The following is a 24,280-nucleotide window of genomic DNA, read 5'->3' as shown; positions in this document are numbered from 1 at the left end:
CCCTCCGCTAAGGAGGGAAGTAAGAATGCAGCAGCCCGAACTGAGCACATCGGTTACCGCTAATAAGGCAGCAGCTGTAAAAAAGAAAAAATGGAGAAACAAAACATCCTTGTACGGCTGGCTCTTTGTCACCCCGTGGCTTTTTGGTCTTATTATTTTTTACGCTTTTCCTTTACTGTCTTCCATCTATTTCAGTTTTACGACTTACAGCATTCTTCAGCCCGGCGAGTTCGTCGGCCTTCAGAATTACAGGGATTTGATGAATGATGATTTATTTTGGAAATCTGTAGCCAATACGATTTATTTCGCCGCTTTATATGTACCGTTAAGCATTATTTTCGGGGTCTGTCTTGCCATGGTTCTGAATTTGAAGATCAGAGGCATGACCGTATACAGAACGATTTTTTTCCTCCCGACTCTAGTGCCTCAAGTAGCGCTTGCTGTTCTGTGGATGTGGCTGCTTAATCCGCAGTTTGGACTTGTCAACGGAATGCTTGACCTTTTTGGCATTCAAGGCCCCGCATGGCTTGGAAGCGAAACGTGGTCAAAACCTTCCATCGTGATCATGTCCTTGTGGGGCATTGGTCAGGCGGTCGTCATTTATCTTGCAGGGCTGACAGATATTTCAGAAGACTATTATGATGCTGCAGAAGTGGACGGGGCAAACTGGTTTCAAAAAACGGTGCATATTACGCTTCCGCTTTTGACTCCTGTTATCTTTTTTAACCTTGTGATGGGTGTCATCGGTGCGTTCCAGCAATTTGCTTTGCCTTACGCTCTTACCGGGGGGCAGGGAACTCCTGCAAATTCGCTGACCTTCTATGTGATGTATCTCTATGACAACGGGTTTAAATTTTTCAAAATGGGCTATGCATCTGCCATGGCATGGATCTTGTTTGCCATCATCATGCTTCTGACAGCTGTTATTTTTTCCACCTCAAAACGCTGGGTTCACTATCAGGGCAAATAAGGAGGGAATGAAATGAAGAAAAAAACGTCAAAAAGTATTTTTGCGCATACCGTGCTGATTATCATGTCTGTCTTTTTCCTGGTGCCGTTCATCTGGATGCTGTCGACCTCTCTCAAAGATCAGACGCAGATTTTCACGTTCCCTCCTGAATGGCTGCCATCACCGCTTAAATGGAGCAACTATGCGGATGCAATTAAATATATTCCGTTTTTTACTTATTTGAAAAATACGGTGGTCATCACAGTGTTCAGCACGATCGGGGCAGTGATTACGTGTCCGCTTGTTGCTTATGGATTTGCAAAGCTTAAGTTTAAAGGCAGCAATGTGCTGTTTATTATCACGATTGCGGTGATGATGATTCCGGGTCAGGTGACTATGATCCCATTGTTTATCCTATTTGAAAAGCTTGGATGGGTGGGGAGCCCGCTTCCTTTAATCGTTCCGGTCTTTTTCGGGGTACCTTTTTACATATTCCTCCTCAGGCAGTTCTTTCTCGGTCTTCCTGATACGCTTATGGACGCAGCAAGAATTGACGGAGCAGGCGAGTTCAGAATCTACTGGCAGATTATGCTGCCTCTTGCAAAACCTGCGGTTCTCGCAGTCGGATTGTTTCAGTTCATGGGCAGCTGGACAGATTTCCTCGGTCCGCTTCTGTATTTGACAGATGAAGCTTCCTATACCCTGTCGCTTGGTCTGCAGCAATTCCAAAGCCAGCGGGGAACAGAGTGGGGATTGATGATGGCTGTATCGACACTCATGACGCTGCCGATTATCCTGCTGTTTTTCTTCCTGCAAAAAACGTTTATTAAAGGAATTACCTTCAGCGGAATTAAAGGATAAAACACAAATATAAAGGGATGGTGAAGTATGATGAAGAATAAAATCGGCATGAGAATTCCTCCGCATTTCGGGACAAAAGGACTGGAGTACACAGTGAAATGGGCAAAAGAAAACGGAATCGGCGTTCTTGATCTGCCTTATTTAGATGAAGATGTTCAAACCATTCTGTCCGATAATGGTATCGAAGCAGGTTCCATTGACGGAAGAGGAGCAGTAGGCGGTACAGCCTTGCTCAGTGAAGATGAAGAAAAACGCGCTCAAGCTGTAATTGCCTTGAAGAATCAATTTCAGGAAATCTCGACATTAGGCGGAAAAGTCATATTTATGTGTCTAGTCCCTGAAGACAGTCTCCAGCCTGTCAGCCGCTCGCTTGAGATTTGGAAACAGACATTTCCTGAAGTCGTAAGGCTCGCGGAGGAACACGATTTATACATCGCGCTTGAAGGATGGCCTGGACCTGCACCGCTTTTCCCGACACTTGGAGCAACTCCTGAGGTTCTCAGATATATGTTTAAGGAAATTCCTTCAAACCATTTCGGCATTAATTATGACCCTTCGCATTTGGTCAGGCTCGGAATTGACCCTCTGAAGTTCCTGGAAGAGTTCGGCTCGAAGGTGCTTTACTGTCATGGAAAAGATACATTGCTTCTCCAGCAGGAGCAATACGATTCCGGCCACTTGCCTTCCGTTTTTGGCGCTAAATATGATTTTTCAGAAGGGCCATGGCGATACACAATTCCAGGCGAAGGGGAAGTTGACTGGAAAAAAACAGCTGCCAAACTTGAACAGCTTGGATACACGGGTCCTATCAGCATAGAGCTCGAGGATCACAACTACTGGGGGTCGCTCGCAAAAGAACAAGAGGGAATCAAAACAGCCATAGACTATTTAAAAACAATTTTTCAAGAAGAAAAAACGGGGGGAATCGCTAATGTCAACCATTAAAATTGGAATAATCGGAAGCGGGGGAATTGCCGTCCTGCACGCAAAAGCTTATCAGCAAATGAAAGATGTAACCATTGCAGCAGTGGCTGATGTTGTTCCCGGAAAAGCGCAGGAATTTATCCAGATGCTTGGAATTGAAGGTGCTCATGCGTTTGACAATCACCTGGATCTATTGGAGCTTGATCTTGATGGTGTAAGTGTCTGCACACCGAACGTCACACATCACCGAACTAGCATTGATTCGCTGCTTGCCGGCAAACATGTTTTAGTGGAAAAACCTTTAGCAGTCACTCTCCAGCAATCGATTGACATGGTTGAAACAGCACGCCGTACGGGGAAAATGCTATCGGTTGGCTTTCAGCCGCGCTATGATCCGAATATGAAAAATATTAAAGAGATCATTCAATCAGGGCAGCTCGGAGATGTCTACTATATACAGACTGGCGGCGGAAGAAGAAGAGGCATGCCTGGAGGTACCTTTATAAACAAAGATCTTGCCGGTGCAGGAGCCATGGCTGATATCGGCTGCTATTCACTCGATCTTGCCTTGCATGCACTGAATTATCCAAAGCCGCTGACCGTTTCAGCCTACACATCAAATCATTTCGGAACAAATCCTCTTTATCATCATGAAGCAGATCGATTTGAAGTAGAAGATTTTGGTGTCGCGATGGTCAGACTTGAAGGCGGAAAAGTGCTGAATTTTAAAATTTCCTGGGCGATGCATATGGATTCACTCGGTCCGACGCTGTTTCTCGGCAAAGATGCTGGACTCAAACTTACGCCTGCAGGTACGGGACCGTGGAGCGGTGTGTGGGACGGCGGAATAGGGAGCATTTCCATGTTCCATGATATAGCCGGCCAGCATGCTGAGACGACAATCCCGGTTATCGACCACAAGATTGATATTTTCCATGAAAAAGTAAGAGACTTTGTAGCAGCAATTATTGAGCAGCGTCCTGCCCCGATCCCTGCAGAGGAAATTTTAATTAACCAGGCGATTATCGACGGCATTCTGCGCTCCTCTGAACAAGGGCGGGAAGTGGAGATTAAGGTTCCGGTTTTTGCTTAATATGGTGCACCCCTCACGATGCGGAGGGGTGTTTTTTGGTGTGTTGTTGATGTCACTATTCAAGAGTGAAGAACCACTAAAACTAGAATCTGAGTTATTGGTGGCACTTATCCAAGCAGTGTAGTACCACCAAAATCGAAATCTGCTATTTTGATAGCACTTATCTAGCAGATTAGAACCGCCAAAACTGTAATATGCGCTATTGGCGGCACTTATCCCGCAGATAGGAACCACCAAAACTGAAATCTGCGTTATTGGTGGCACTTATCCAGCAGTTTAGAACCATCAAAACTGGAATCACTGTTCTTGATGGCACTTATCCAGCAGAAAGGAACCATCAAAACTGGAATCACTGTTCTTGGTGGCACTTATCCAGCAGAAAGGAACCATCAAAACTGGAATCACTGTTCTTGGTGGCACTTATCCAGCAGAAAGGAACCATCAAAACTGTAATCACTGTTCTTGGTGGCACTTATCCAGCAGAAAGGAACCATCAAAACTGTAATCTCTGTTCTTGGTGGCACTTATCCAGCAGTTTAGAACCACCAAAACTGATATCTGTGTCATTGGTGGCACTTATCCAGCAGAAAGGAACCATCAAAACTGGAATCTTACTTCTTGATGGCACTTATCAAGAAGAAAAGAACCATCAAACCTGACATTTATGTTCCTGAAGGCACTTATCCCACAACTCTTCACAAACCGTATCATTTGATAATTTTTTTCAAGGCAAGCATACTTAATCATAAATGATGCGAAGGAGTGAGGGGCATGAAAGCAGTAGGTTTGTATAAGTATTTGCCGATTGAGCATGAGGAAAGCCTGATTGATCTGGAAATGGAAAAACCAAAACCGCAGGGCAGAGATTTGCTTGTGGAGGTTAAAGCTATTTCTGTTAACCCGGTTGATACTAAGGTCCGTGCGCCAAAGGAGCAGGAAGAAGAAGCGGCTAAAATTCTTGGATGGGATGCGAGCGGAATCGTCGTCGAATGCGGTCCGGACTGCACGGATTTTAAACCCGGAGATGAAGTGTATTATGCAGGAAGCATTACGAGGCAGGGATCTTACAGTGAATTTCAGCTTGTTGATGAACGGATAACTGGCAGAAAGCCCGCTAATCTTTCGTTTCCGGAAGCGGCAGCTCTTCCTTTAACTGCGATTACAGCCTATGAAGGCCTTTTTGACAGAATGGGCATAGATCCGGATGACCGCAGCAGAAATCAGCAGAAATCCGTGCTGATTATCGGCGGTGCAGGCGGTGTCGGCTCAATAGCTGTTCAGCTGGCCAAATGGGCAGGGCTTCATGTCATTGCAACCGCATCACGCGATGAAACCGTGAAGTGGGTAAAGGAACTTGGGGCAGATGCTGTCATTAATCACCATCGTCCGATGAAAAAGCAGATTGAGGATCTCAGCATCGCTGATCCTGACTATATTTTCTGCCTGAACAATACAGACTTGCACTGGGAAGGAATGAGTGAAATCATTAAGCCCCAGGGAACGGTCTGCTCCATTGTGGAAAATAAAGAGCCTCTTGACTTGAATCTTCTTAAAAACAAGAGTGCTGCATTTGTATGGGAGTTTATGTTCACAAGAGCGATGTTTGAAACAGAAGATATGGATCAGCAGCAGGTCCTCTTGAACAGAATCAGCAAACTGATTGAGGAAGGGGCATTAAAAACAACAGTGAACGAAACATTAAGCCCTATTAATGCTGATAACCTGAAAAAAGCCCATAAAAAGATTGAGTCCGGAAAGACAATTGGAAAAATCGTTCTTCAAGATTTCTGAGAACAGCCTTAGGGCTGTTTTTTCAGTAAATTCAAAAAATAATTGAAGTTTGTCGAATGGCGTGTTTTAATAGATTTATAACTTGTCTGATATGTGATATCCGAAAAGGAAGGAGGGGCGAAACGTGCATATTGAAAAAATTGTCACAAAGAAGGTTTCTGAAACGGTGAGCGAGCAGCTGGAAGAGATGATTGCATCAGGAGTGATAAATCCCGGAGAGAAGCTTCCTTCTGTCAGAGAGCTGTGCGACCAGTTCGGCGTTGGGCGCTCTGCAGTCCGTGACGCCATTACAGTCCTGAAAGGAAAGGGTTTAGTTACTGTCAAGCAAGGGGAAGGCACTTATGTAACCCCTTTTGATTCTTCCAGGATCTTTAATCAGAATCTCTATTTTTCCGACCCCAAAAAGGTGACTGAGCTTTTCCAAGTGCGAAAAATCGTAGAGACAGGAATGGCTGAGATGGCCGCTGGCAGCAGGAGCGAACGTGACCTTGCTGAAATGAAGCATATATTGAAATCTCAAGGAGATTCCCCTTGGGAAGACGATTACCGTTTCCATTCGGCGATTGCAAAAGCGACGGGCAATCCGCTTCTGATGCAGTTCGTTACATTCATTTCTGAAACGATTAAACACTCAATGATTGATTTCCACCGGTTTATACAGAGCAGCCCGGAAACCGTCAAAACGATTTCCAAACACCACGAGCAAATCTTCGAGAGCATTTCTTCAGGGCACTCCAGTCAGGCAAAAGCCTGCATGCTGGAACATTTAACATTCGTAGAATCCATCCTTCACAAGAGTCTGCACCAGAACCATTCTTCCTAGACTGACAGCAGAATAACCTTATTCCGTTCCTGTTTGCTGCAATTACTTATTTAACGAAGGAGGAAGGTTCATGCCGGCAGACTTAACGGCCATCTTGCCAGATGAAAAAGTGCTTCATAAAACAGAATGGAACCACTTGCTTGGAAATAACGGCGACATCACCGTTTTCCCGACAACAGAGGAAGAAATTTCAGAAGTCGTCCGTTTTGCAAGTAACCATGGAAAAAAGATCTCCATTATCGGCGGGGGAACAAAGAGAGGATTTGGGGGACTGTCAGATTCGGCAGACATACAGCTCTCTTTATCTAAATACAAGGGGATAACAGAACATACACCGGGAGATATGACCGTGACAGTCAGAGCGGGAACGCCGTTTAAAGAGCTGCAACGTTTTCTGGCACAATTCGGACAGATGGTGTCACTTGACCCATCCTGGCCGGAACAGGCAACGATCGGCGGAATTGTCGCCGTAAATGAAAGCGGTCCGAAAAGACTCGGATACGGGTCGGCACGTGATTCTGTCATCGGGCTGCGCATCATCTATCCTGACGGCAGAGTCATCCGCTCTGGAGGAAGGGTCGTAAAAAACGTGGCAGGATATGACATGAACAAGCTGTTCGTAGGATCAATGGGAACTCTTGGTGTTTTAACAGAGGTAACATTAAAACTCAGGCCTTTGCCAGCCTGTCAGAGCCTTGTCCTCCTTTCTTATCCTGAGGAGATGAAAGACGCCATGAAACAGTTTTCCGTGCAGCTGCTCGATTCAGCGCTTGAGCCTGTTGCACTGGAATTAATGAATCCGGCAATATCCAAACGGCTGACAGGTCTGAAAACGTACACACTTGCCATCAGTTTTGAAGATTTCGAGCCTTCTGTCCGTTATCAGGAACGTGTTCTTAAAAACATTGTTCCAGAGCATGTGCAGGTGTCCGTACTTCCTGAAGTTGAAGCAGTGAAATTTTGGGAACGCTTCTGTACGTCCGCGCCCAATGCCTATTCGAGCAAACCGGGTTCGGTAACAGAAGCCTCTCTTAAGGTCGGTCTTAAAAACATGGATGTTTTTAACCTGATGGCCATCTGCGGGAAAGCAGACGGAACTTCACCTGAAGCGCATGGAGGTCTTGGCCACGGATTATCAAAAGTTCATCTGAGAGGAAGCAGCCAGGATGTGCTTGCGTCCATTGAAGCGATCAGAGCTGGTGCAGAGGAACTCGGAGGCTATGCCATCGTTACCCATTTGCCTTATGCTATGCGCCACAAAACAGAAGTATGGGGCAGCAAGCCGGATTATTTTTTCCTCATCGAAGGCATTAAAAAAGCGGTTGATCCTCATTCAGTTTTAAACGACAAACGCTATTTGGGAGGAATCTGACGTGAGTATTAGAGAAAGCGATCTGAAGCAGGGCGCTCCTTCATGTGCAGATGCCAGTCTCAGCAACTACCTATGGAAAGATCATCCGGATGAGAGCAAGTGGGCAGACTGCGTGCACTGCGGAATGTGTCTTGAATCATGTCCTACTTATGAAATTACCGGCCAGGAGCAGCACTCGCCGCGGGGCAGGGTACACCTTATTAAATCAGTGGCAGACGGCAAGCTTGAAGTCAATGAACAGTTTATGGATCCGGTGTTTGCGTGCCTTGACTGCCGGGCATGCACAACTGCCTGTCCGGCAGACGTGGATGTCGGCGGTCTCATTGAAGAAGCAAGAGGACAGATTCGCCAGGCGATGCCGCTTAAAGGTGCGAAAGGAGCAGTAAGCCAATTCTTCTTAAAAGGCCTGTTCCCTCACCAAAACAGGCTTAATGCTGTCGGCAGCCTTCTGAAGTTTTACCAGAAAAGCGGCCTGCAAAAAGCGGTCCGGAAGACGGGCATGCTGAACGTCATGCCAAAACATCTTGCCGAAATGGAAGCGATCATGCCCGAAATCAAACAGCCGGTCCGGTCGAAATATAAAAAACAGCCGGTTGTCCAAGCTGAAGGAACCCCAAAAGCCGATGTCGCCCTTCTGACAGGCTGTGTCATGGACGTGATGTTTGGAGACATCAATCAATCAACGGTTAATGTGTTAACCCGAAACGGAAACAATGTAGCGATTCCTCAGAATCAGACGTGCTGCGGAGCCCTTCATGTGCATGCGGGCGACAGGGACACGGGCAGAAAGCTTGCCAAACAGAACATTGAAGCGTTTAAAGATGCCGAAACCGTTGTTGTGAATGCCGCAGGCTGCGGCTGCATGCTGAAGGAATACGGGGAGCTTTTCAGGGAAGTAGACACAGAATGGCACGAGAAAGCAGAAGCTTTTGCTGAAAAAGTAGTGGATGTTTCGAAATACCTGCATGATTCGGGGTATGAAAAGCCGAAAGCAGAGCTGAATACGAGAATTACGTATCACGATGCATGCCACCTGGCTCACGGACAAGGAGTGCGTGAAGAGCCGCGGGACTTGCTTTTAAACATCCCTGGGGTAGAGATGGTCCACATGCCGAATGCCGACAGATGCTGCGGGAGTGCCGGAATCTACAATATAACAAACCCTGAAATGGCAGGTGCGGTCCTTGAAAGCAAAATGGAGCATGTACCTGAAGATGTTGAAATGATTTCTATGGGCAACCCGGGCTGCATGCTGCAAATGGCAATGGGTGTTCAGAAACACGGAAGAAGCCAAAAGGTCGTACACACCGTGCAGCTTCTTGACTGGGCGTATCAAAAAGAAAAACTCGAGGGGGAGTAAACAATGGCCGTCAAAAAAATCAGGACAAAGGACAAGCACATTGTCAGCCTCGCTGCTCTTGTCTCTGGCCCCGGCAATATTCTCTATCAGAAGGAAGATTTGATTGCCTATGACTGCGACGGATTTACAATCCACAAGCATCTGCCGAAAGCAGTTGTCTTTCCAAAAAATACGGAGGAAGTTGCGGCTGTTGTCAAATACTGCTCCATGAACAACCTTCCGTTTTTAGCAAGAGGCGCGGGCACAGGTCTCAGCGGAGGCGCCATTCCGATTAACGGCGAAGTGATCATCAGCCTTGTGAAAATGAAAAAGCTGATCAGCGTTGATCTTGAAAACAGAAGAGCAGTCGTTGAACCGGGCTTTGTAAATCTCAAACTGACAAACTCAATTGCAGATAAAGGCTACTACTATGCACCGGATCCATCCAGCCAGTACTGCTGCACGATTGGCGGCAATGTAGCGGAGAATGCCGGAGGTGCCCACTGCCTGAAGTACGGGGTAACAACGAATCACATCCTCGGCCTCCAAGTGGTCCTTCCAAACGGTGACATTACGGAGATTGGGAATAACGGTATTCCTGATACGCCGGGTTATGACCTGCTAGGTTTGCTGACAGGCTCAGAAGGGACGCTTGGAATTGTGACAAAAATAACGGTCAGAATTCTGAAAAATCCTGAAGCCAAACAAACGGTTCTTGCCTATTTTGATAGGGTGGAAGACGGAAGCGCTGCCGTTTCAGATATTATTTCCGCAGGCATCGTGCCGGCAGCACTTGAAATGATGGACAAAACAGCGATCGAAGGGGTAGAGGCGGCTGCGTTTCCAGTAGGCCACCCGAAAGATATTGAAACGGTATTATTAATAGAAGTAGACGGTATATCTGCCGGAATTGAAGATCAGATTGCGCAAATTCTGGCCGTATGCACAAAGTGGAACGTACGCGAGGTCAAGGCCGCACAAAGTGAAGCCGAGCGCGCACGCTGGTGGGCAAACCGGAAGACAGGGTTTGGGGCAATGGGGGCGATCTCACCGGATTATCTTGTTCAGGATGGCGTCATCCCGAGAAGCAAATTACCCGAAGTTCTGGAAAAGATTAATGCTATCAGCCGGGATTCCGGTCTGCGGATCGCCAACATCTTCCATGCGGGAGACGGCAACCTTCATCCCCTGGTTTTGTTTGATTCTAGAATTCCGGGCCAGACAGAGCTTGCGCTTGAAGCGGGAAGCGCCTGTCTTCAGGTTTGTGCAGATGCAGGGGGGACCATAACCGGAGAGCATGGCGTCGGCATCGAAAAGCGGGAGGAAATGAGGTTTGTTTTTACAGATGAAGAAATTGCCGCCCAGACAGACATCCGTGCCGTCTTTAATCCTGAGAATCTCTTAAATGCAGGAAAGCTTTTCCCGAGCCCGGGCAGGTGTGCGGAAGTGAAAAAAGAGATGAAAGAGATGAAAACAGCTGGAGTTTAATAGAAAGGCAAACTGATTATTTAACAGAATGTTCTAACAACTATTGAAAGCGCTGTCCTAATCATGCTATGCTTTTTTTAGCATAATAGAAAACATCGTTGCGCAATACGAAACAATGAAATGGATATCAAAGGAGGAGAAATCATGAAAGGGTACGTTCAAAAGGGGAATTTAAAGGTCGCTGAGGTGTTGTATGAATTCATTCAAAAAGAAGCACTTCCTCAGACAGGAGTGGAAGAAGAGGCGTTTTGGAAAGGCTTTGAAGACATCATCGATGAGCTGATTCCGAAAAACCGCGAGCTTCTTAAAGTCCGTGATGAGATTCAGCACAAAATCAATGCCTGGCACAGAGAGAACGGCAAAGAAGCTGACTTTGAGACATATAAAGCGTTTTTGCATGAGATCGGCTATCTGGAACCTGAAGCACCTGATTTTAAGATTGCTACTGAAAATGTGGATGATGAAATTGCTTCACAGGCTGGGCCGCAGCTGGTCGTTCCTGTAAACAACGCTAGGTATGCCATTAATGCGGCAAATGCCCGCTGGGGAAGCCTGTATGATGCTCTTTACGGAACAGATGCCATCAGCGAAGAAGGCGGCGCACACAAAGAAGGCGGCTATAATCCCGTTCGCGGCGAAAAAGTGATTGAGTTCGGCCGGAATTTCCTTGATGAAACCGTGCCACTTGCAGACGGCTCCCATAGAGACGCAGCGGAATACGCCATTTCAGACGGCAAGCTGCTGGTCACATTAAGCAATGGAACAAAAACGTCGCTCGCTGATTCTGAAAAACTTGCAGGCTATCAGGGGAATGCCGATTCACCGTCTGCTGTTCTGTTAAAAAATAACGGTCTGCATTTTGAAATCCAGATTGACAGAAGCCATTCCATCGGTAAAACGGATATGGCTGGCGTAAAAGATATTCTTCTTGAGGCTGCTCTCACAACGATTATGGACTGCGAGGATTCCGTCACGGCAGTTGACGCAGAAGATAAAGTCCTTGTTTACCGCAACTGGCACGGACTGATGACCGGCAATCTTTCTGCCAGCTTTAAAAAGGGCAGCAAAACGATGACGCGCACCCTGAATCCTGACCGCACGTATTCATCTGTCACCGGGGAAGAATTCACTTTGCCTGGCAGATCACTTATGTTTGTTCGAAACGTCGGACACCTCATGACGAATAATGCAATCCTGGACGCCGGCGGGAATGAAATTCAGGAAGGAATTCTTGACTGTGTGATGACAGGTCTGCTTGCAAAGCATTCACTTTTAGGAACCGGAAACTACCAAAACTCCTCAAAAGGGTCTGTTTATATCGTAAAGCCGAAAATGCACGGGTCAAAAGAAGTGGCGTTTGCAAACGAGCTGTTTAACCGTACCGAAGATCTTCTTGGAATGGAGCGCCATACGCTTAAAATTGGCGTGATGGACGAAGAAAGACGCACCTCGCTTAACCTTAAGGCGGCCATCCGCGAGGTGAAGGACCGCATTGCCTTCATTAATACAGGATTCCTTGACCGCACGGGCGACGAGATCCATACATCGATGGAAGCAGGCGCAATGATTCCTAAAAATGAAATGAAGTCTTCCGTCTGGCTGACCGGCTATGAAAAGTCGAATGTTTTCACAGGACTTGAGAGCGGTTTTCAGGGAAGGGCACAAATCGGGAAAGGCATGTGGGCAATGCCTGATCTGATGAAAGATATGCTGGACCAGAAAATCGGCCATCTGAAAGCAGGAGCCAATACTGCATGGGTTCCTTCACCGACTGCCGCCACTCTGCATGCCCTTCATTACCACCAGGTAAATGTGACCGACGTGCAAGATCAGATGAAGGCAGAAGCAAAGGATCTGCGTGATGATATTCTGAGAGTTCCTGTCGCCGAACAGGCTGACTGGAGCAAAGAGCAGATCCAGCAGGAGCTCGACAATAATGCACAGGGAATTCTGGGCTATGTTGTGCGCTGGGTAGAGCAGGGAGTCGGCTGTTCAAAAGTGCCTGATTACTACAATGTTGGATTAATGGAGGACCGGGCAACATTGCGGATTTCAAGCCAGCATCTTGCCAACTGGCTGCACCACGGAATTTGTTCAAAAGAGCAGGTGCAGGAAACGCTTGAGCGCATGGCAAAAGTTGTTGACAAACAAAACGCGGGTGATCCGCTGTATATGCCGATGGCTCCGGATTACCGGAACTCTGTTGCCTTCCAGGCCGCCTGTGACCTTGTGTTTGAAGGATATGATCAGCCGAATGGCTATACAGAACCGATTCTTCACCGCCGCCGTCTTGAAGCAAAAGCGAAATTTGCTGTTAAAAACTAATCATTGAAGCGGGGCAGCATCTGTCCCGCTTCTCTCACAGAAAGGAGCATCATCATGAAATTTGTCCGTTATACGGCTGACTCCGATGTTTGCCAAGGAGTTTTGCTGGATTCAGAAATAAAAGAAATAAACGGGAACCTATTTTCAGAGTGGGAGTATACTGGGCGTGTTTTGAATGTATCAGAAGTACAGCTGCTTGCACCGCTTCGACCAAACCAAATCATCGGCATCGGTGCGAATTTCGTTGCCGATCAGCGGGATCTGCCTGAAGTACTCCCTGACATTCCCGTCTTCTTTTTCAAGCCGGTTTCATCTGTCATCGGTCCCGATGAAAAAATTGTGATTCCGGCCGGCACAGAGGAAGTGAAGTTTGAATCTGAACTTGCCGTTGTTATTGGAAAAGAAGCAAAGAATCTGTCAGAAGATGAAGTACTCGACCATGTTTTCGGCTATACAGTCGGAAATGATGTGACAGCGCCTGCTTTTTTCCATGGGGATGGACACTGGACAATCGGGAAATCGTTTGACACTTTTACACCTCTTGGCCCTGTCATTGAAACGGAACTGAATCCATTTACAGTGAATGTACAAGCCAGGCTGAACGGGGAATTAAAGCAGGACAGCCCGCTGGATTTAATGATCATTCCCATAAAAAGAATGATTTCGTACCTCTCCACTGTCATGACGCTTAAAGAGGGGGATGTGATTTTAACCGGCAGTCCGGTCGGAGCAGAATTTGTTAAAGCGGGATCCGTCATTGAATGCAGCATTGAGGGGATCGGCACACTGAGAAACTCATTTTCTGAAGCACGTGAGAGTGTAAAAAGCTAACATTTCCTGTCTTCGTAATGAAAACGCGCACCCGGGGTGAACAGTATGGAAAGGGAAAACATGGTGAAGTCAGTCGGCAGGGCACTGGACGTTATCGCTCTTATAAGCATGAAAAAGAGCGGTCTTGGCGTAACCGAAATCGCCGGGCAGATGGATATTAACAAGAGCTCTGTCTACCGGATTCTTGCGACCTTAGTCCAATACGGATATGCCGAACAGAACGAGGAGACCGGCAAGTACAGGCTCGGCTATAAATTTCTCGAAATCAGCACAAAGCTGCTTGATTCCATTGATTTAAGAGCAGAAGCGAAAACTCACCTCATGAAGCTCGAGCAGGAAACAAATGAGGTGATCCACCTTGTCGTATATGATCAGGGTGAAGTGGTCTATATTGAGAAGCTTGACGGGAGTGAAACGCTGAGAATGCACTCTAAGGTCGGCAAGCGTGCACCGATGCACTGCACGTCTGTCGGAAAAGCCATTCTTGCCCACCTTCCTGCAGAAACGGTCCAGGATATCCTCGACCGGAAAGGTCTGCCTGTTCATACGCCGAATACAATCATTGACAGGGATGATTTTCTTCAGGAGCTTTCCAGAGTAAAGAAAAAGGGAATTGCTCTTGATCTGGAAGAAAATGAATCCGGCATCACTTGTATTGCAGCTCCGATTTTTGACCATTCAGGTCAGGTCATCGCTGCATTCAGCATTTCCGGACCAACGACAAGAATGTCTCACGACAGGCTGAAAACGCTTGTGCCAAGAATGCTTGAGACCGGAAAACTGATTTCAGCCAGATTAGGTTATGAGAAGTAAGCATGTGATTGCCCGTTTTTTTACTATAGCGAAAACGGGCCCTTTTTTTGCATCAAAATAGTTATGTTAATTTTCTAAATATTATTGTAATTAAGCGTCCAGTTTGTATAATAGATGTGAGGCGGCCTGTGTTATACAACAATTTTAATTATTGTTATATAACATGTTGCATCCTCGCAAACGAAGTGAAATTGTGTTGCGCAATACGAAACAGAAAAAGGGGGAATGTCAGTGAGCACGGGTATGTTGGGACTATTATCACTTTTGCCGATTTTAGTAGTAGGAATTTTTCTCGTAGGGTTAAGATGGCCGGCAAGCAAAGCAATGCCAATTTCGTACATAACCGCGATTGCGCTTGCGTTGTTCGTGTGGAAGGTGCCCGGTGCATCAGTTGCAGCGGCATCTGTCAATGGACTGGTGGTCGCAGGAACACTTCTTTACATCATTTTCGGTGCCATTCTGCTTTTGAACACACTTCAGGAAAGCGGCGGAATAAAAACGATCCGCCAGGGATTCACAGATATTTCGGCTGACAGACGGATCCAGGTGATTATCATCGCATGGCTGTTCGGTTCCTTTATCGAGGGAGCATCCGGATTTGGCACGCCTGCAGCAGTTGCAGTGCCGCTCATGGTCGGTCTCGGATTTCCGGCAATGGCAGCCGTTATTGCGGGCATGGTGATCCAAAGTACACCGGTTTCATTTGGCGCAGTCGGCACGCCAATGCTTGTAGGTGTGCAAACTGGACTTTCTGCAGACACATCCATAACCGGGGACTTTCTCGCTCTTGTTACCGCAATTGGAGGACAGGTTGCCATTCTTCATATGATAGCGGGTACGCTGATTCCGCTGTTTGTCGTTGCCCTTATGACGAGATATTTTGGAAAAAACAAATCGTTTGCTGAAGGGTTAAAGGTCTGGAAATTTGCCCTTTTCTCGGCGTTTGCCATGACCATTCCATATGTCATTACAGCCAATACTCTCGGTCCTGAGTTTCCTTCCATGATCGGAGGCCTGACCGGTCTTGCCATCGTGGTATTTGCAGCAAAAAAAGGGTTTCTTATGCCTCCAAAAGAAGAAGCATGGGATTTTGAGGCGAAATCAAAGTGGGATCCTGAGTGGAGCGGATCACTTGAAATCAAGGATATTTCACACAAAAGCGGAAGCATGAGCATGATGATGGCCTGGGCTCCATATGTTCTAGTTGGGCTTTTCCTTGTTCTTTCAAGATTGAAAACGCTTCCTATCATGGGCTGGCTCCAGTCATGGGTCGTTGCGTTTCCGAACATGTTCGGCTCTGAAGTCAGCGCGAGCTTTCAGCCGCTTTATCTTCCGGGCACGATCTTTATCCTTGTATCACTCATCACGTACTTTTTGCACGGCATGAATGGAAGCGCATACAAAAGTGCGTGGTCACAATCCGCCAAAACGACTCTCGCCGCATCTACTGCGCTTATATTTACAGTTCCGATGGTGCAGGTATTTATCAATTCAGGCGGCGGGGCTGCAGGATTTGATAAAATGCCGATTGAACTTGCAAATGGGGCAGCTGCCATTGCAGGGGAATTCTGGCCGTTCTTTGCTACTTTTATCGGAGGAATCGGGGCGTTCATCGCTGGAAGCAACACAGTCAGCAACATGATGTTCAGTCTTTTCCAATATGATGTAGGTTCGAAAATCGGCGTGGATCCTACTTGGATCGTGGCGCTTCAGGCAGTCGGAGGAGCAGCTGGAAACATGATCTGCGTACATAACGTTGTAGCAGCATCTGCCGTCGTCGGCTTGTTTGGAAAAGAAGGTCTTGTCATCAGAAAAACAATCTTCCCGTTTACGTATTACGCGCTTTTATCAGGGGCGGTTGGGTATTCAATCGTCTGGTATTCGCAAAAAGGCATCTTTAATTTAGGGTCCTATGTGGCCGTCGCCATCGCGATGGCAGCGATTTACATCGTGGCTACAGGGCAAAAGCGCGCTGCAGAGCTGTCAGACAGCAAAACGATGAAATTATAAACAATCAGAAAGCTGCCCTTCTCAGGCAGCTTTCGCTTTTCCTTCGTTAAGACCTCGATGTTCATGTATACTAAAAGTAAGAAAATTCTTGCAAATGAGGTGGGGAACCAGTGAAAGTATCATTGTTTATCACATGCCTTGCAGATGTCTTTTATTCAAACGTAGGAAAAAACACGGTCGAACTTCTTGAAAAGCAAGGGTGCGAGGTTGATTTTCCGGCTGCACAAACGTGCTGCGGCCAGCCCGCTTATAACAGCGGCTATCATAAAGAAACGCGTGAAGTCGCCAAGCATATGATCTCGGTATTTGAGGCCTCAGATTATGTTGTCGGTCCATCAGGCTCATGTGTGGCGATGCTGCATGAGTATGAGGAGCTTTTCAAGGAGGATCTTCTCTGGAGAGACCGGGCCCGGCAATTATCTAAGAAATCCTATGAACTGACGCAGTTTTTAATAGAGGTTCTGAAAATAGAAGATGTAAAAGCGAGCCTTCCTGCACATGCGACGTATCACAAATCCTGTCACATGACCCGCCTTCTCGGCGTGAAAGACGCACCGGACAAGCTGCTGCAGCATGTTGACGGCCTTGAAGTGACGCCACTTCCAAACAGCCAGGACTGCTGCGGATTTGGAGGTGCATTTTCGGTGAAAATGGTTCCGATTTCAGAACAGATGGTGGATGAGAAAGTCACTCATATTCAGGAAACCGGCGCTGATGTTCTGATTGGAGCTGATTGCGGCTGTCTGATGAACATCGGCGGAAGAATCAACCGAAAAGGCATTCCTATTAAAGTCATGCACATAGCTGAAGTGCTGAACAGCGGGGTGAAGTGAAATGCCGATGAAAATAGGCAATGACTCCTTTTTCAATCGGGTTGAAAGCGGCGTCAATAATCCGTTTATGAGAAAAGCGGTCGCTTCTGCCCAGGAGAGGATGCAGGGGCGGAGGCTGCAGGCAACCGAAGAGCTCGGCAACTGGGAAGAATGGAGAAAACTTGGTGAAGAGATCCGCACACATACTCTTCAAAATCTTGACTTCTATTTAGAGCAATTGAGCGAGAATGTATCAAAAAGGGGAGGTCACGTATTTTTTGCTTCTACGAAAGAAGAAGCAAACGAATATGTGACTAAAATAGCCCGAGAAAAAAAGGCAAAAAAAATCGTGAAGTCCAAATCCATGGTCACAGAGGAAATCCATCTGAATGAAGCGCTTGAAAAAGCAGGGTGCGAGGTTATTGAGACGGACCTCGGAGAATACATCCTGCAGCTTGATGATCATGATCCGCCTTCGCATATTGTTGTGCCTGCCCTGCACAAAAACAAGGAACAAATCCGTGATACCTTTAAAGAAAAACGGGGATACGACAAAACCGAGCTTCCTGAAGAGCTTGCCCTGTTTGCAAGAGAACAGCTTCGGAAGGATTTCCTGAGCGCAGATCTTGGAATTACAGGATGCAATTTCGCCGTGGCGGAATCAGGCTCTATCTGTCTTGTCACGAACGAAGGAAATGCCGGCCTTGTCACGGCACTGCCGAAAACACAGATTACCGTCATGGGAATGGAGCGGATTGTCCCGACTTTTGAGGAGCTGGATGTGCTTGTGAGTCTCCTTTGCCGCAGTGCTGTCGGTCAAAAACTGACGAGCTATATCACGAATTTGACAGGGCCAAGAGATGACGGTGATGCCGACGGACCTGAGGAGTTTCACCTTGTGATTGTCGACAACGGCAGATCTGCTATTCTCGGCACCGAGTTTCAGAGTGCGCTTCACTGCATAAGATGCGCGGCATGTGTCAATGTATGCCCGGTTTACCGCCATATTGGAGGGCATTCGTATGGATCGATTTATGCAGGCCCGATTGGAGCTGTCCTGTCGCCGCTGCTCGGAGGGTACGACGATTATAAGGAACTTCCATATGCTTCTTCGCTTTGTGCAGCCTGCACGGATGCCTGTCCTGTGAAAATACCGCTGCATGAGCTTTTAATCAAACATAGAAGAAAAATGGTAGAAGAAGACGGCAGATCCACGTTCGGCGAAAAACTTGCGATGAAAGGCTATCAGCTAGCCGCAAGTTCTCCGGGCATTTACAGCGCGGGTACGAAATCCGCATCCGCTGTTATGTCTCCATTTACAAGCTCGGGCATGGTCAAAAAAGGCCCGGGTCCAATCAAGCCGTGGACGGATGTGAGAGATTTCCCGGCACCGAGCAAAGAAAAATTCAGAGATTGGATGAAAAAGAGGGAGGAGAAACGTGATGAAAACAGGCACCATTGAAAATCGGGACTCTTTCCTTGAAAATGTTGCAGCAAAGCTTGGCAGAAGCAGAAGATCGTCCGGAGTTGCGAAACCGGACTGGCAGACGAATCCCCAATGGGATGTATATCGAAACAGCAGCCAAGAAGAGCTTGCGGACGTTTTGAAAAAACAATGTTTGCTTATTCATACGCAGTATATTGAAACGGACGCAGCAGGTCTTTCAGAAAAAGTGCTGCATGTCATTAATGACTACGGTGCAAAGTCGGCAGTTATTCCGAAGGATTCTCGCTTTGGATCATTGGGCGACTACATGGCTTTGTGGAAGGAGAAGGGAATCAGCGTTCATGAATGGAACCATGAACTTGGTGACGAAAACATCACTGCGTGCGAACGCGCAGACATCGGGATTGCTTTCAGCGATCTAACGCTTGCTGAATCCGGAACAGTTGTCCAGTTCAGCAGCAGAGATAAAGGCAGGTCGATTCATCTTCTGCCAAAGACCTATTTATGTATTGTGCCCCTGAGCACACTTGTACCAAGACTGACTCAAGCCGCTGAACATATACGCAACCTCCTGAAAAACGGGGAGCATTTAGCATCATGCGCAGACTTTATTACCGGTCCGAGCAACAGTGCGGATATTGAACTCAATTTAATTGTTGGTGTGCACGGACCCATTAAAGCATCCTATATTGTCGTCACAGATCTGTAAAAATGAACCCCCGTCCTGTAAAGACGGGGGTTTTGCATTGGCAGATCAGACTTTTCTGCCGTCTCCAAGACGGAATAAGGATTCTGCATCAGGCAAATTTTTGGTCACGTTTCTCGTATCAAAAATAATGGGTGCGTGCTGTGCGATCAGGTCAAGGGGGATCTGGGTATGATCAGTTAAAATAACCACAATGTCCGCTTCCTTCAGAACCTCTTCTGTTAAATCGATGCTCTTGTATTCATTACCATGGATGGTCATGACCGGAATAAACGGATCATGATAGGATACATCGGTTCCTGACTCTGCTATTGTTTCAAACACTTCAACAGCAGTAGAATCCCTTATGTCCGCCACGTCTTTTTTGTACGTTACCCCGTATAAAAAGATTTTCGGATCCGTTTTTTCCCCGAGTAGCTTTCTTGTGCGCTCCGCCACATACGTCACCATTTTGTCGTTCACGTGATCAGACAGTGAAATAAATCCGCTGCTTTTTTGTGACTGCTGAAGCTTCCACTGCAGGTAAAGCGGGTCTACCGGAATACAGTGTCCCCCAATGCCCGGCCCGGGATAGAAAGGGGTATACCCGTATGGTTTTGTAGAAGCCGCATCAATGACTTCCCAAATATTGATGCCAAGATCATCACATAAAACCGCCATTTCATTCATAAATGAAATATTAATGAAGCGGAAGGTGTTTTCCAGCAGTTTCGTTAATTCTGCTGCTTCAGCAGAGGAAACAAGCACGACCTGATCATATACTTGCGAATAAAGATCATAGGCCGCTTTTTTGCACTCAGGTGTAATGCCTCCTACAACTTTTGGAATTTGTGTCACAGCATACTGCTTATTGCCTGGATCGATCCGCTCCGGTGAATTTGCCAGATAAAAATCGATTCCCGCCTTCATATCGTCCCGTTCAAGCATTGGAAGCAGGACGTCCTTTGTCGTTCCAGGAAATGTGGAGCTTTCTAAAATGACCAGCTGCCCTTTTTGAAGGTGTTTGGCAATTTCTTTTCCTGCACTCTCAACGTATTTCAAATCCGGGTTCTTATCCTTTAGAGGCGTTGGCACGCAGACGATGATTGATTGTACGTGTTCCATGATGCCGAAATCACTGGTTGGAATGAAATGCTGTGTTTCCACCGCATCTTTCAGCCGTTCATGACTCACATCATCAATATAACTCACTTTATTTAATAAAGAGGTAATTTTTCTACCGTCCACATCGATTCCATACACTTGAAATCCTTTTTCCGCCAATGTAACAGATAGGGGCAGGCCAACGAAACCTAAACCTATGACTGCAAGTTTACCTTTGTATTTATCTGCCACTTTCAAAATCTCCTCGCATTATCTTGGTAGTTTTGTCTCGTTATGTTATGCACAATCTTTTTATCCGCCATAGACAATCAACTAGAAATGGAAAATAGGCAGAGTGCAAAGAAACGCCAAAAAGTACAAGTTTGGCTGCGGCAATTGGTCACATGCCGTAGCACCCGCCTTTCCTTTTTCATACATTAATGGTGGTGTATGCGAACTTGAATTCATCTAAGAAGGAGCAGATTATGATCAATCTGGTAGATTTACAGAGACAATTTCAAGCGATAAAGGAAGAAGTGTTCAGAGAAATAGAAGGGGTGTATGATTCCGGACAGTACATTCTCGGCCCGAAAGTGGTTGAGCTGGAAACAAAAATTGCAGAGAAGATCGGAGTGACGGATGCTGTCGCTGTCGGAAATGGAACCGATGCACTCGTCATGGTGCTGGATGCACTTGGCATCGGGGCGGGCGATGAGGTCATTACTTCTCCATTTACGTTTTTTGCAAGTGCAGAGGCCATTTCAAGGGTCGGAGCCACTCCTGTATTTGCAGATGTCGATCCGTCGAGTTTCAATCTCGATCCTGTGAAAGTGGAAAAAGCGATCACAGAAAAAACAAAAGCCATCATTCCCGTTCATATCTTCGGTCAGCCGGCAGACATGGAGGAAATGAATGCTCTTGCAAAAAAGCACGGCCTAACAGTCATTGAAGATGCCTGCCAGGCTTTTGGCGCATCCTACAAGGGGAAAAGAGCCGGCAGTCTCGCAGATGTTGCCTGCTTCTCTTTTTTTCCTACAAAAAATTTAGGCACAATTGGCGATGGAGGCATCATTACAACCTCAAATGCTGAGCTCGCGGCGAAGTTAAGAAAGCTCAGAATGCACGGCACGTCGAAGAAGTATTATCACGATTCAATCGGCTACAACAGCCGGCTGGATGAAATTCATGCGGCCATTCTGCTTGTCGTTCTTGAACGGATTGATGAGTGGAACGGCATGCGTCAGGCATTTGCCGACCAATACGGAAGGGAACTTGCCTCATTAAAAGGACTATCATGTCCTGCCGTATCCAAAGACAGAACTCATATTTACCATCTATATTGCCTGCAGTCTGAAAAAAGAGATGAATGTCTGCACTTGCTGCAGGCAAACAGCATCGCCTCAGGAGTCTATTACCCGCAGTGTCTTCATTTGCAGGAGGTTTACAAATCACTCGGGTACAGCAAAGGGGATTTCCCTGCAGCGGAGAAGCTGTCAGACACTTTGTTTGCGGTGCCGATGCATCCTTTCTTATATAAAGAAGAGCAGGAAAAAATCATTCAAACCTTAAAGCTGGCGTTTGGCGGAGAGGCAAAATGACGGTAAGATTCGGACTGATTGGATGCGGATTTATTTCAAAACGCCATGTGAAAGCCATTGCGGATTGCTCCATGGCTTCTCTTGAAGCCGTAAGTGATTTAAAAGAGGAGCGGATGGCTGATGCCATTGCCGATTACAAAAGAGCCGCAGGTCATGAAAAGGACGTTATCCCGTATACAGACTATACGGAGATGCTTTCAAATCAGGATATTGATGTCATCGTGATTACAGTCATTTCAAGTCTTCATGCCAAAATGGCCATGGAAGCACTGAATGCAAATAAACACGTCATATTAGAAAAACCTATGGCATTATCTATAAAAGAAGCGGATGCAATTAATGAACTCAGTACAGCAAGGAAAAAAAGGGTGATGGTCTGCCACCAGCTCAGGTTTCTGCCGCTTCTTGCCAAGATGAAAGAAGTGATTGCAGACGGAAAAATCGGAACACCATACTACGCGATTGCTTCCATCAGAATTAACAGGTCGAAGGAGTATTATGAGTCTGCACCATGGAGAGGAACTTGGAAGCATGACGGCGGTATGCTTCTTAATCAGGGAATTCACTTGATTGATCTCATGCAATGGTTTCTTGGAGATGCCGAGAAAGTCACAGGAGAAATACTTCAAAAGAATATGACCAAAGAAACAGAAGATGCCGCTCTTGGAATCGTTACGTTTGAAAACGGAGCTAAAGGAGTGATTGAGGCAAACGTGATCTCCCAGCCTGCTAATATCGGGTATGCTCTATCTGTTTTTGGCGAAAAAGGAACGCTCTCTGTAGAGGGGCCTTCATTGAGCAGAGTCTCGAGATGGCACGCAGAAGGAAGTGAACTGGATATTCAGGAACTGGAGGCATACTCCCGTTCGTTTGATGAGCAGCTTGCCATGTATGAGAACCTGATCGAATCAATCAGTCAAGAGTCCTCTGAACCGCTCATTTCAGGAGTTGAGGGGAAGAAAGCGATGGAAATCATTTTTGCCCTTTACGAGTCTTCCGTTACAGGTCAGCCTGTCCATCTGCCAATGAACGATTTCTCCACTTTAGCGATGTTAAAAGAAAAGAGGGATTGACATGTTTGGAAATGTCCTTGTCACAGGCGGTGCAGGCTTTCTCGGGTCACAGCTCGTAAAAACGCTGCTTCCTACCTCAGACCATCTCTATATTATTGACAATCTTTCGACAGGTACGCTTGCAGCCCTTCCTGAGACAGATAAAATCACGTTTTATAAAGCCTGTATAACGGATGAAAAAGTTCTGGATGACATTCTCCCGAAAGTTGATTATATTTTTCATTTTGCCTGTAAAAACCTTGTTTTGTCAGTAGACAACATTTATTCGGACTTTCACACGAACGTTCTTGGAGGATTCACGCTTTTAAGAAAGGCTAAAGAATTATCTCCGCAGCTGAAACGGTTTGTATATGCGTCAACAGCTTCTGTATACGGGAATGCAGAAATCCTTCCGACGCCTGAAACCTACTACAATATAAAACTGCCTTATTCAGCAAGCAAGTTTACAACAGAGCATTACTGCGACGTTTATTTTAATATGTATCATCTGCCTGTCACCACTCTTCGTTTTTCAAATGTTTACGGTCCCGGCCAGCTGATTTCCAATCCATATTGCGGAGTCATCGCCAAATTTTTCGATGCAGCGGGGAGCGATCAGCCTTTTGAGATTTTCGGGGACGGAAAGCAGACCCGCGATTTTACGTATGTTGAGGATGCTATGGATGCGACAATTCTTGCTGCTGTGTCAGACGTTGCACTTGGTGAAAAATACAATGTCGGCACGGGTATAGAAACGAGTGTCCTTCAGCTTGCAGCGAGTGTGAAAAAAGCTGCTGCAAAAGAGACACTCGGCAATGCATTTGCGCCTAAAAGAAGTGTTGATGTGGTGCAAAGGAGATGTATTGATACCGGGAAAATAGAAAGAGAGCTTGGATGGAAAAACCGGCACTCTCTTCTTGAAGGGCTTACAAAAACGCATGAATGGCTGAAAGGATCGTGAAC

General features: G+C 46.5%; 21 protein-coding genes. 20 read left to right on the top strand and 1 reads right to left on the bottom strand.

Annotation, left to right across the window (positions count from 1 at the left end; translation table 11 throughout):
* Nucleotides 1-25: 25 nt before the first annotated feature.
* The 17 genes from AZ46_RS05950 to AZ46_RS05875 all read left to right on the top strand — a co-directional run bounded on the left by AZ46_RS05950 (nucleotide 26) and on the right by AZ46_RS05875 (nucleotide 19,587).
* Nucleotides 26-970 (top strand): carbohydrate ABC transporter permease, encoded by a 945-nt coding sequence (locus AZ46_RS05950; RefSeq protein ID WP_029280940.1) that lies wholly within the window; start codon nucleotides 26-28, stop codon nucleotides 968-970.
* A gap of 12 nt (nucleotides 971-982) precedes the next feature.
* Nucleotides 983-1,810, top strand: a complete 828-nt coding sequence (locus tag AZ46_RS05945) for a carbohydrate ABC transporter permease (protein WP_029280941.1) — start codon at nucleotides 983-985, stop codon at nucleotides 1,808-1,810.
* Nucleotides 1,811-1,837: 27 nt separating this feature from the next.
* On the top strand, nucleotides 1,838-2,755 hold the full coding sequence (locus tag AZ46_RS05940; protein ID WP_235728205.1) for a sugar phosphate isomerase/epimerase family protein: 918 nt from the start codon (nucleotides 1,838-1,840) through the stop codon (nucleotides 2,753-2,755).
* Complete coding sequence (locus AZ46_RS05935) at nucleotides 2,742-3,827, top strand: Gfo/Idh/MocA family protein (RefSeq protein ID WP_029280943.1); 1,086 nt, start codon at nucleotides 2,742-2,744, stop codon at nucleotides 3,825-3,827. The genes AZ46_RS05940 and AZ46_RS05935 overlap by 14 nt, the downstream gene beginning before the upstream one ends.
* A 257-nt stretch (nucleotides 3,828-4,084) precedes the next feature.
* The gene (locus AZ46_RS21710; RefSeq protein ID WP_152554722.1) at nucleotides 4,085-4,486 is read left to right on the top strand and encodes a hypothetical protein; all 402 of its coding nucleotides are present in this window, start codon (nucleotides 4,085-4,087) and stop codon (nucleotides 4,484-4,486) included.
* Between the two features lie 112 nt (nucleotides 4,487-4,598).
* Nucleotides 4,599-5,618, top strand: coding sequence for a zinc-binding alcohol dehydrogenase family protein (locus AZ46_RS05930; protein ID WP_029280944.1), 1,020 nt, complete (start codon nucleotides 4,599-4,601; stop codon nucleotides 5,616-5,618).
* Between the two features lie 124 nt (nucleotides 5,619-5,742).
* Entirely contained in the window at nucleotides 5,743-6,441 is a 699-nt protein-coding gene (locus tag AZ46_RS05925) for a FadR/GntR family transcriptional regulator (RefSeq protein WP_029280945.1), read from the top strand.
* A gap of 70 nt (nucleotides 6,442-6,511) precedes the next feature.
* Nucleotides 6,512-7,813, top strand: a complete 1,302-nt coding sequence (locus AZ46_RS05920; protein WP_029280946.1) for an FAD-binding oxidoreductase — start codon at nucleotides 6,512-6,514, stop codon at nucleotides 7,811-7,813.
* Nucleotide 7,814: 1 nt separating this feature from the next.
* The gene (locus AZ46_RS05915) at nucleotides 7,815-9,173 is read left to right on the top strand and encodes a (Fe-S)-binding protein (RefSeq protein WP_029280947.1); all 1,359 of its coding nucleotides are present in this window, start codon (nucleotides 7,815-7,817) and stop codon (nucleotides 9,171-9,173) included.
* Nucleotides 9,174-9,176: 3 nt separating this feature from the next.
* Nucleotides 9,177-10,640 carry an FAD-binding oxidoreductase gene (locus AZ46_RS05910; protein WP_029280948.1) on the top strand — a complete coding sequence of 488 codons (1,464 nt, stop codon included), beginning with the start codon at nucleotides 9,177-9,179 and terminating at the stop codon, nucleotides 10,638-10,640.
* A 144-nt stretch (nucleotides 10,641-10,784) separates the two neighbouring features.
* Nucleotides 10,785-12,965, top strand: a complete 2,181-nt coding sequence (locus tag AZ46_RS05905; RefSeq protein WP_029280949.1) for a malate synthase G — start codon at nucleotides 10,785-10,787, stop codon at nucleotides 12,963-12,965.
* Nucleotides 12,966-13,019: 54 nt separating this feature from the next.
* Entirely contained in the window at nucleotides 13,020-13,796 is a 777-nt protein-coding gene (locus AZ46_RS21705; protein ID WP_029280950.1) for a fumarylacetoacetate hydrolase family protein, read from the top strand.
* Between the two features lie 45 nt (nucleotides 13,797-13,841).
* Nucleotides 13,842-14,609 carry an IclR family transcriptional regulator gene (locus tag AZ46_RS21700; RefSeq protein WP_029280951.1) on the top strand — a complete coding sequence of 256 codons (768 nt, stop codon included), beginning with the start codon at nucleotides 13,842-13,844 and terminating at the stop codon, nucleotides 14,607-14,609.
* Between the two features lie 231 nt (nucleotides 14,610-14,840).
* Complete coding sequence (locus AZ46_RS05890) at nucleotides 14,841-16,619, top strand: L-lactate permease (protein WP_029280952.1); 1,779 nt, start codon at nucleotides 14,841-14,843, stop codon at nucleotides 16,617-16,619.
* Nucleotides 16,620-16,729: 110 nt separating this feature from the next.
* Nucleotides 16,730-17,452: a (Fe-S)-binding protein gene (locus AZ46_RS05885; protein WP_029280953.1), complete on the top strand. Its 723-nt coding sequence runs from the start codon at nucleotides 16,730-16,732 to the stop codon at nucleotides 17,450-17,452.
* A gap of 1 nt (nucleotide 17,453) precedes the next feature.
* Nucleotides 17,454-18,893 (top strand): LutB/LldF family L-lactate oxidation iron-sulfur protein, encoded by a 1,440-nt coding sequence (locus tag AZ46_RS05880; protein WP_029280954.1) that lies wholly within the window; start codon nucleotides 17,454-17,456, stop codon nucleotides 18,891-18,893.
* On the top strand, nucleotides 18,874-19,587 hold the full coding sequence (locus AZ46_RS05875) for a LutC/YkgG family protein (RefSeq protein WP_029280955.1): 714 nt from the start codon (nucleotides 18,874-18,876) through the stop codon (nucleotides 19,585-19,587). The genes AZ46_RS05880 and AZ46_RS05875 overlap by 20 nt, the downstream gene beginning before the upstream one ends.
* A 45-nt stretch (nucleotides 19,588-19,632) precedes the next feature.
* Here the strand turns inward: AZ46_RS05875 and AZ46_RS05870 are convergent, their stop codons facing one another.
* Nucleotides 19,633-20,919, bottom strand: coding sequence for a nucleotide sugar dehydrogenase (locus tag AZ46_RS05870; RefSeq protein ID WP_235728204.1), 1,287 nt, complete (start codon nucleotides 20,917-20,919; stop codon nucleotides 19,633-19,635).
* A gap of 233 nt (nucleotides 20,920-21,152) precedes the next feature.
* Between AZ46_RS05870 and AZ46_RS05865 the strand changes: the two genes are divergently transcribed.
* The 3 genes from AZ46_RS05865 to AZ46_RS05855 are packed head-to-tail and all read left to right on the top strand — an operon-like array spanning nucleotide 21,153 to nucleotide 24,278.
* Entirely contained in the window at nucleotides 21,153-22,265 is a 1,113-nt protein-coding gene (locus AZ46_RS05865) for a DegT/DnrJ/EryC1/StrS family aminotransferase (RefSeq protein WP_029280957.1), read from the top strand.
* Nucleotides 22,262-23,338 carry a Gfo/Idh/MocA family protein gene (locus AZ46_RS05860; RefSeq protein WP_029280958.1) on the top strand — a complete coding sequence of 359 codons (1,077 nt, stop codon included), beginning with the start codon at nucleotides 22,262-22,264 and terminating at the stop codon, nucleotides 23,336-23,338. Before AZ46_RS05865 ends, AZ46_RS05860 begins: the two co-directional genes overlap by 4 nt.
* A gap of 1 nt (nucleotide 23,339) precedes the next feature.
* Nucleotides 23,340-24,278, top strand: a complete 939-nt coding sequence (locus tag AZ46_RS05855; protein ID WP_029280959.1) for an NAD-dependent epimerase/dehydratase family protein — start codon at nucleotides 23,340-23,342, stop codon at nucleotides 24,276-24,278.
* The last annotated feature ends 2 nt before the right edge of the window (nucleotides 24,279-24,280 follow it).

It is taken from the genome of Metabacillus indicus LMG 22858 (assembly GCF_000708755.2).
Lineage (GTDB): Bacteria > Bacillota > Bacilli > Bacillales > Bacillaceae > Bacillus_P > Bacillus_P indicus.
The sequence above is the reverse complement of the archived record's forward strand: the minus strand, read 5'-3'. Positions and strand labels throughout refer to the sequence as shown.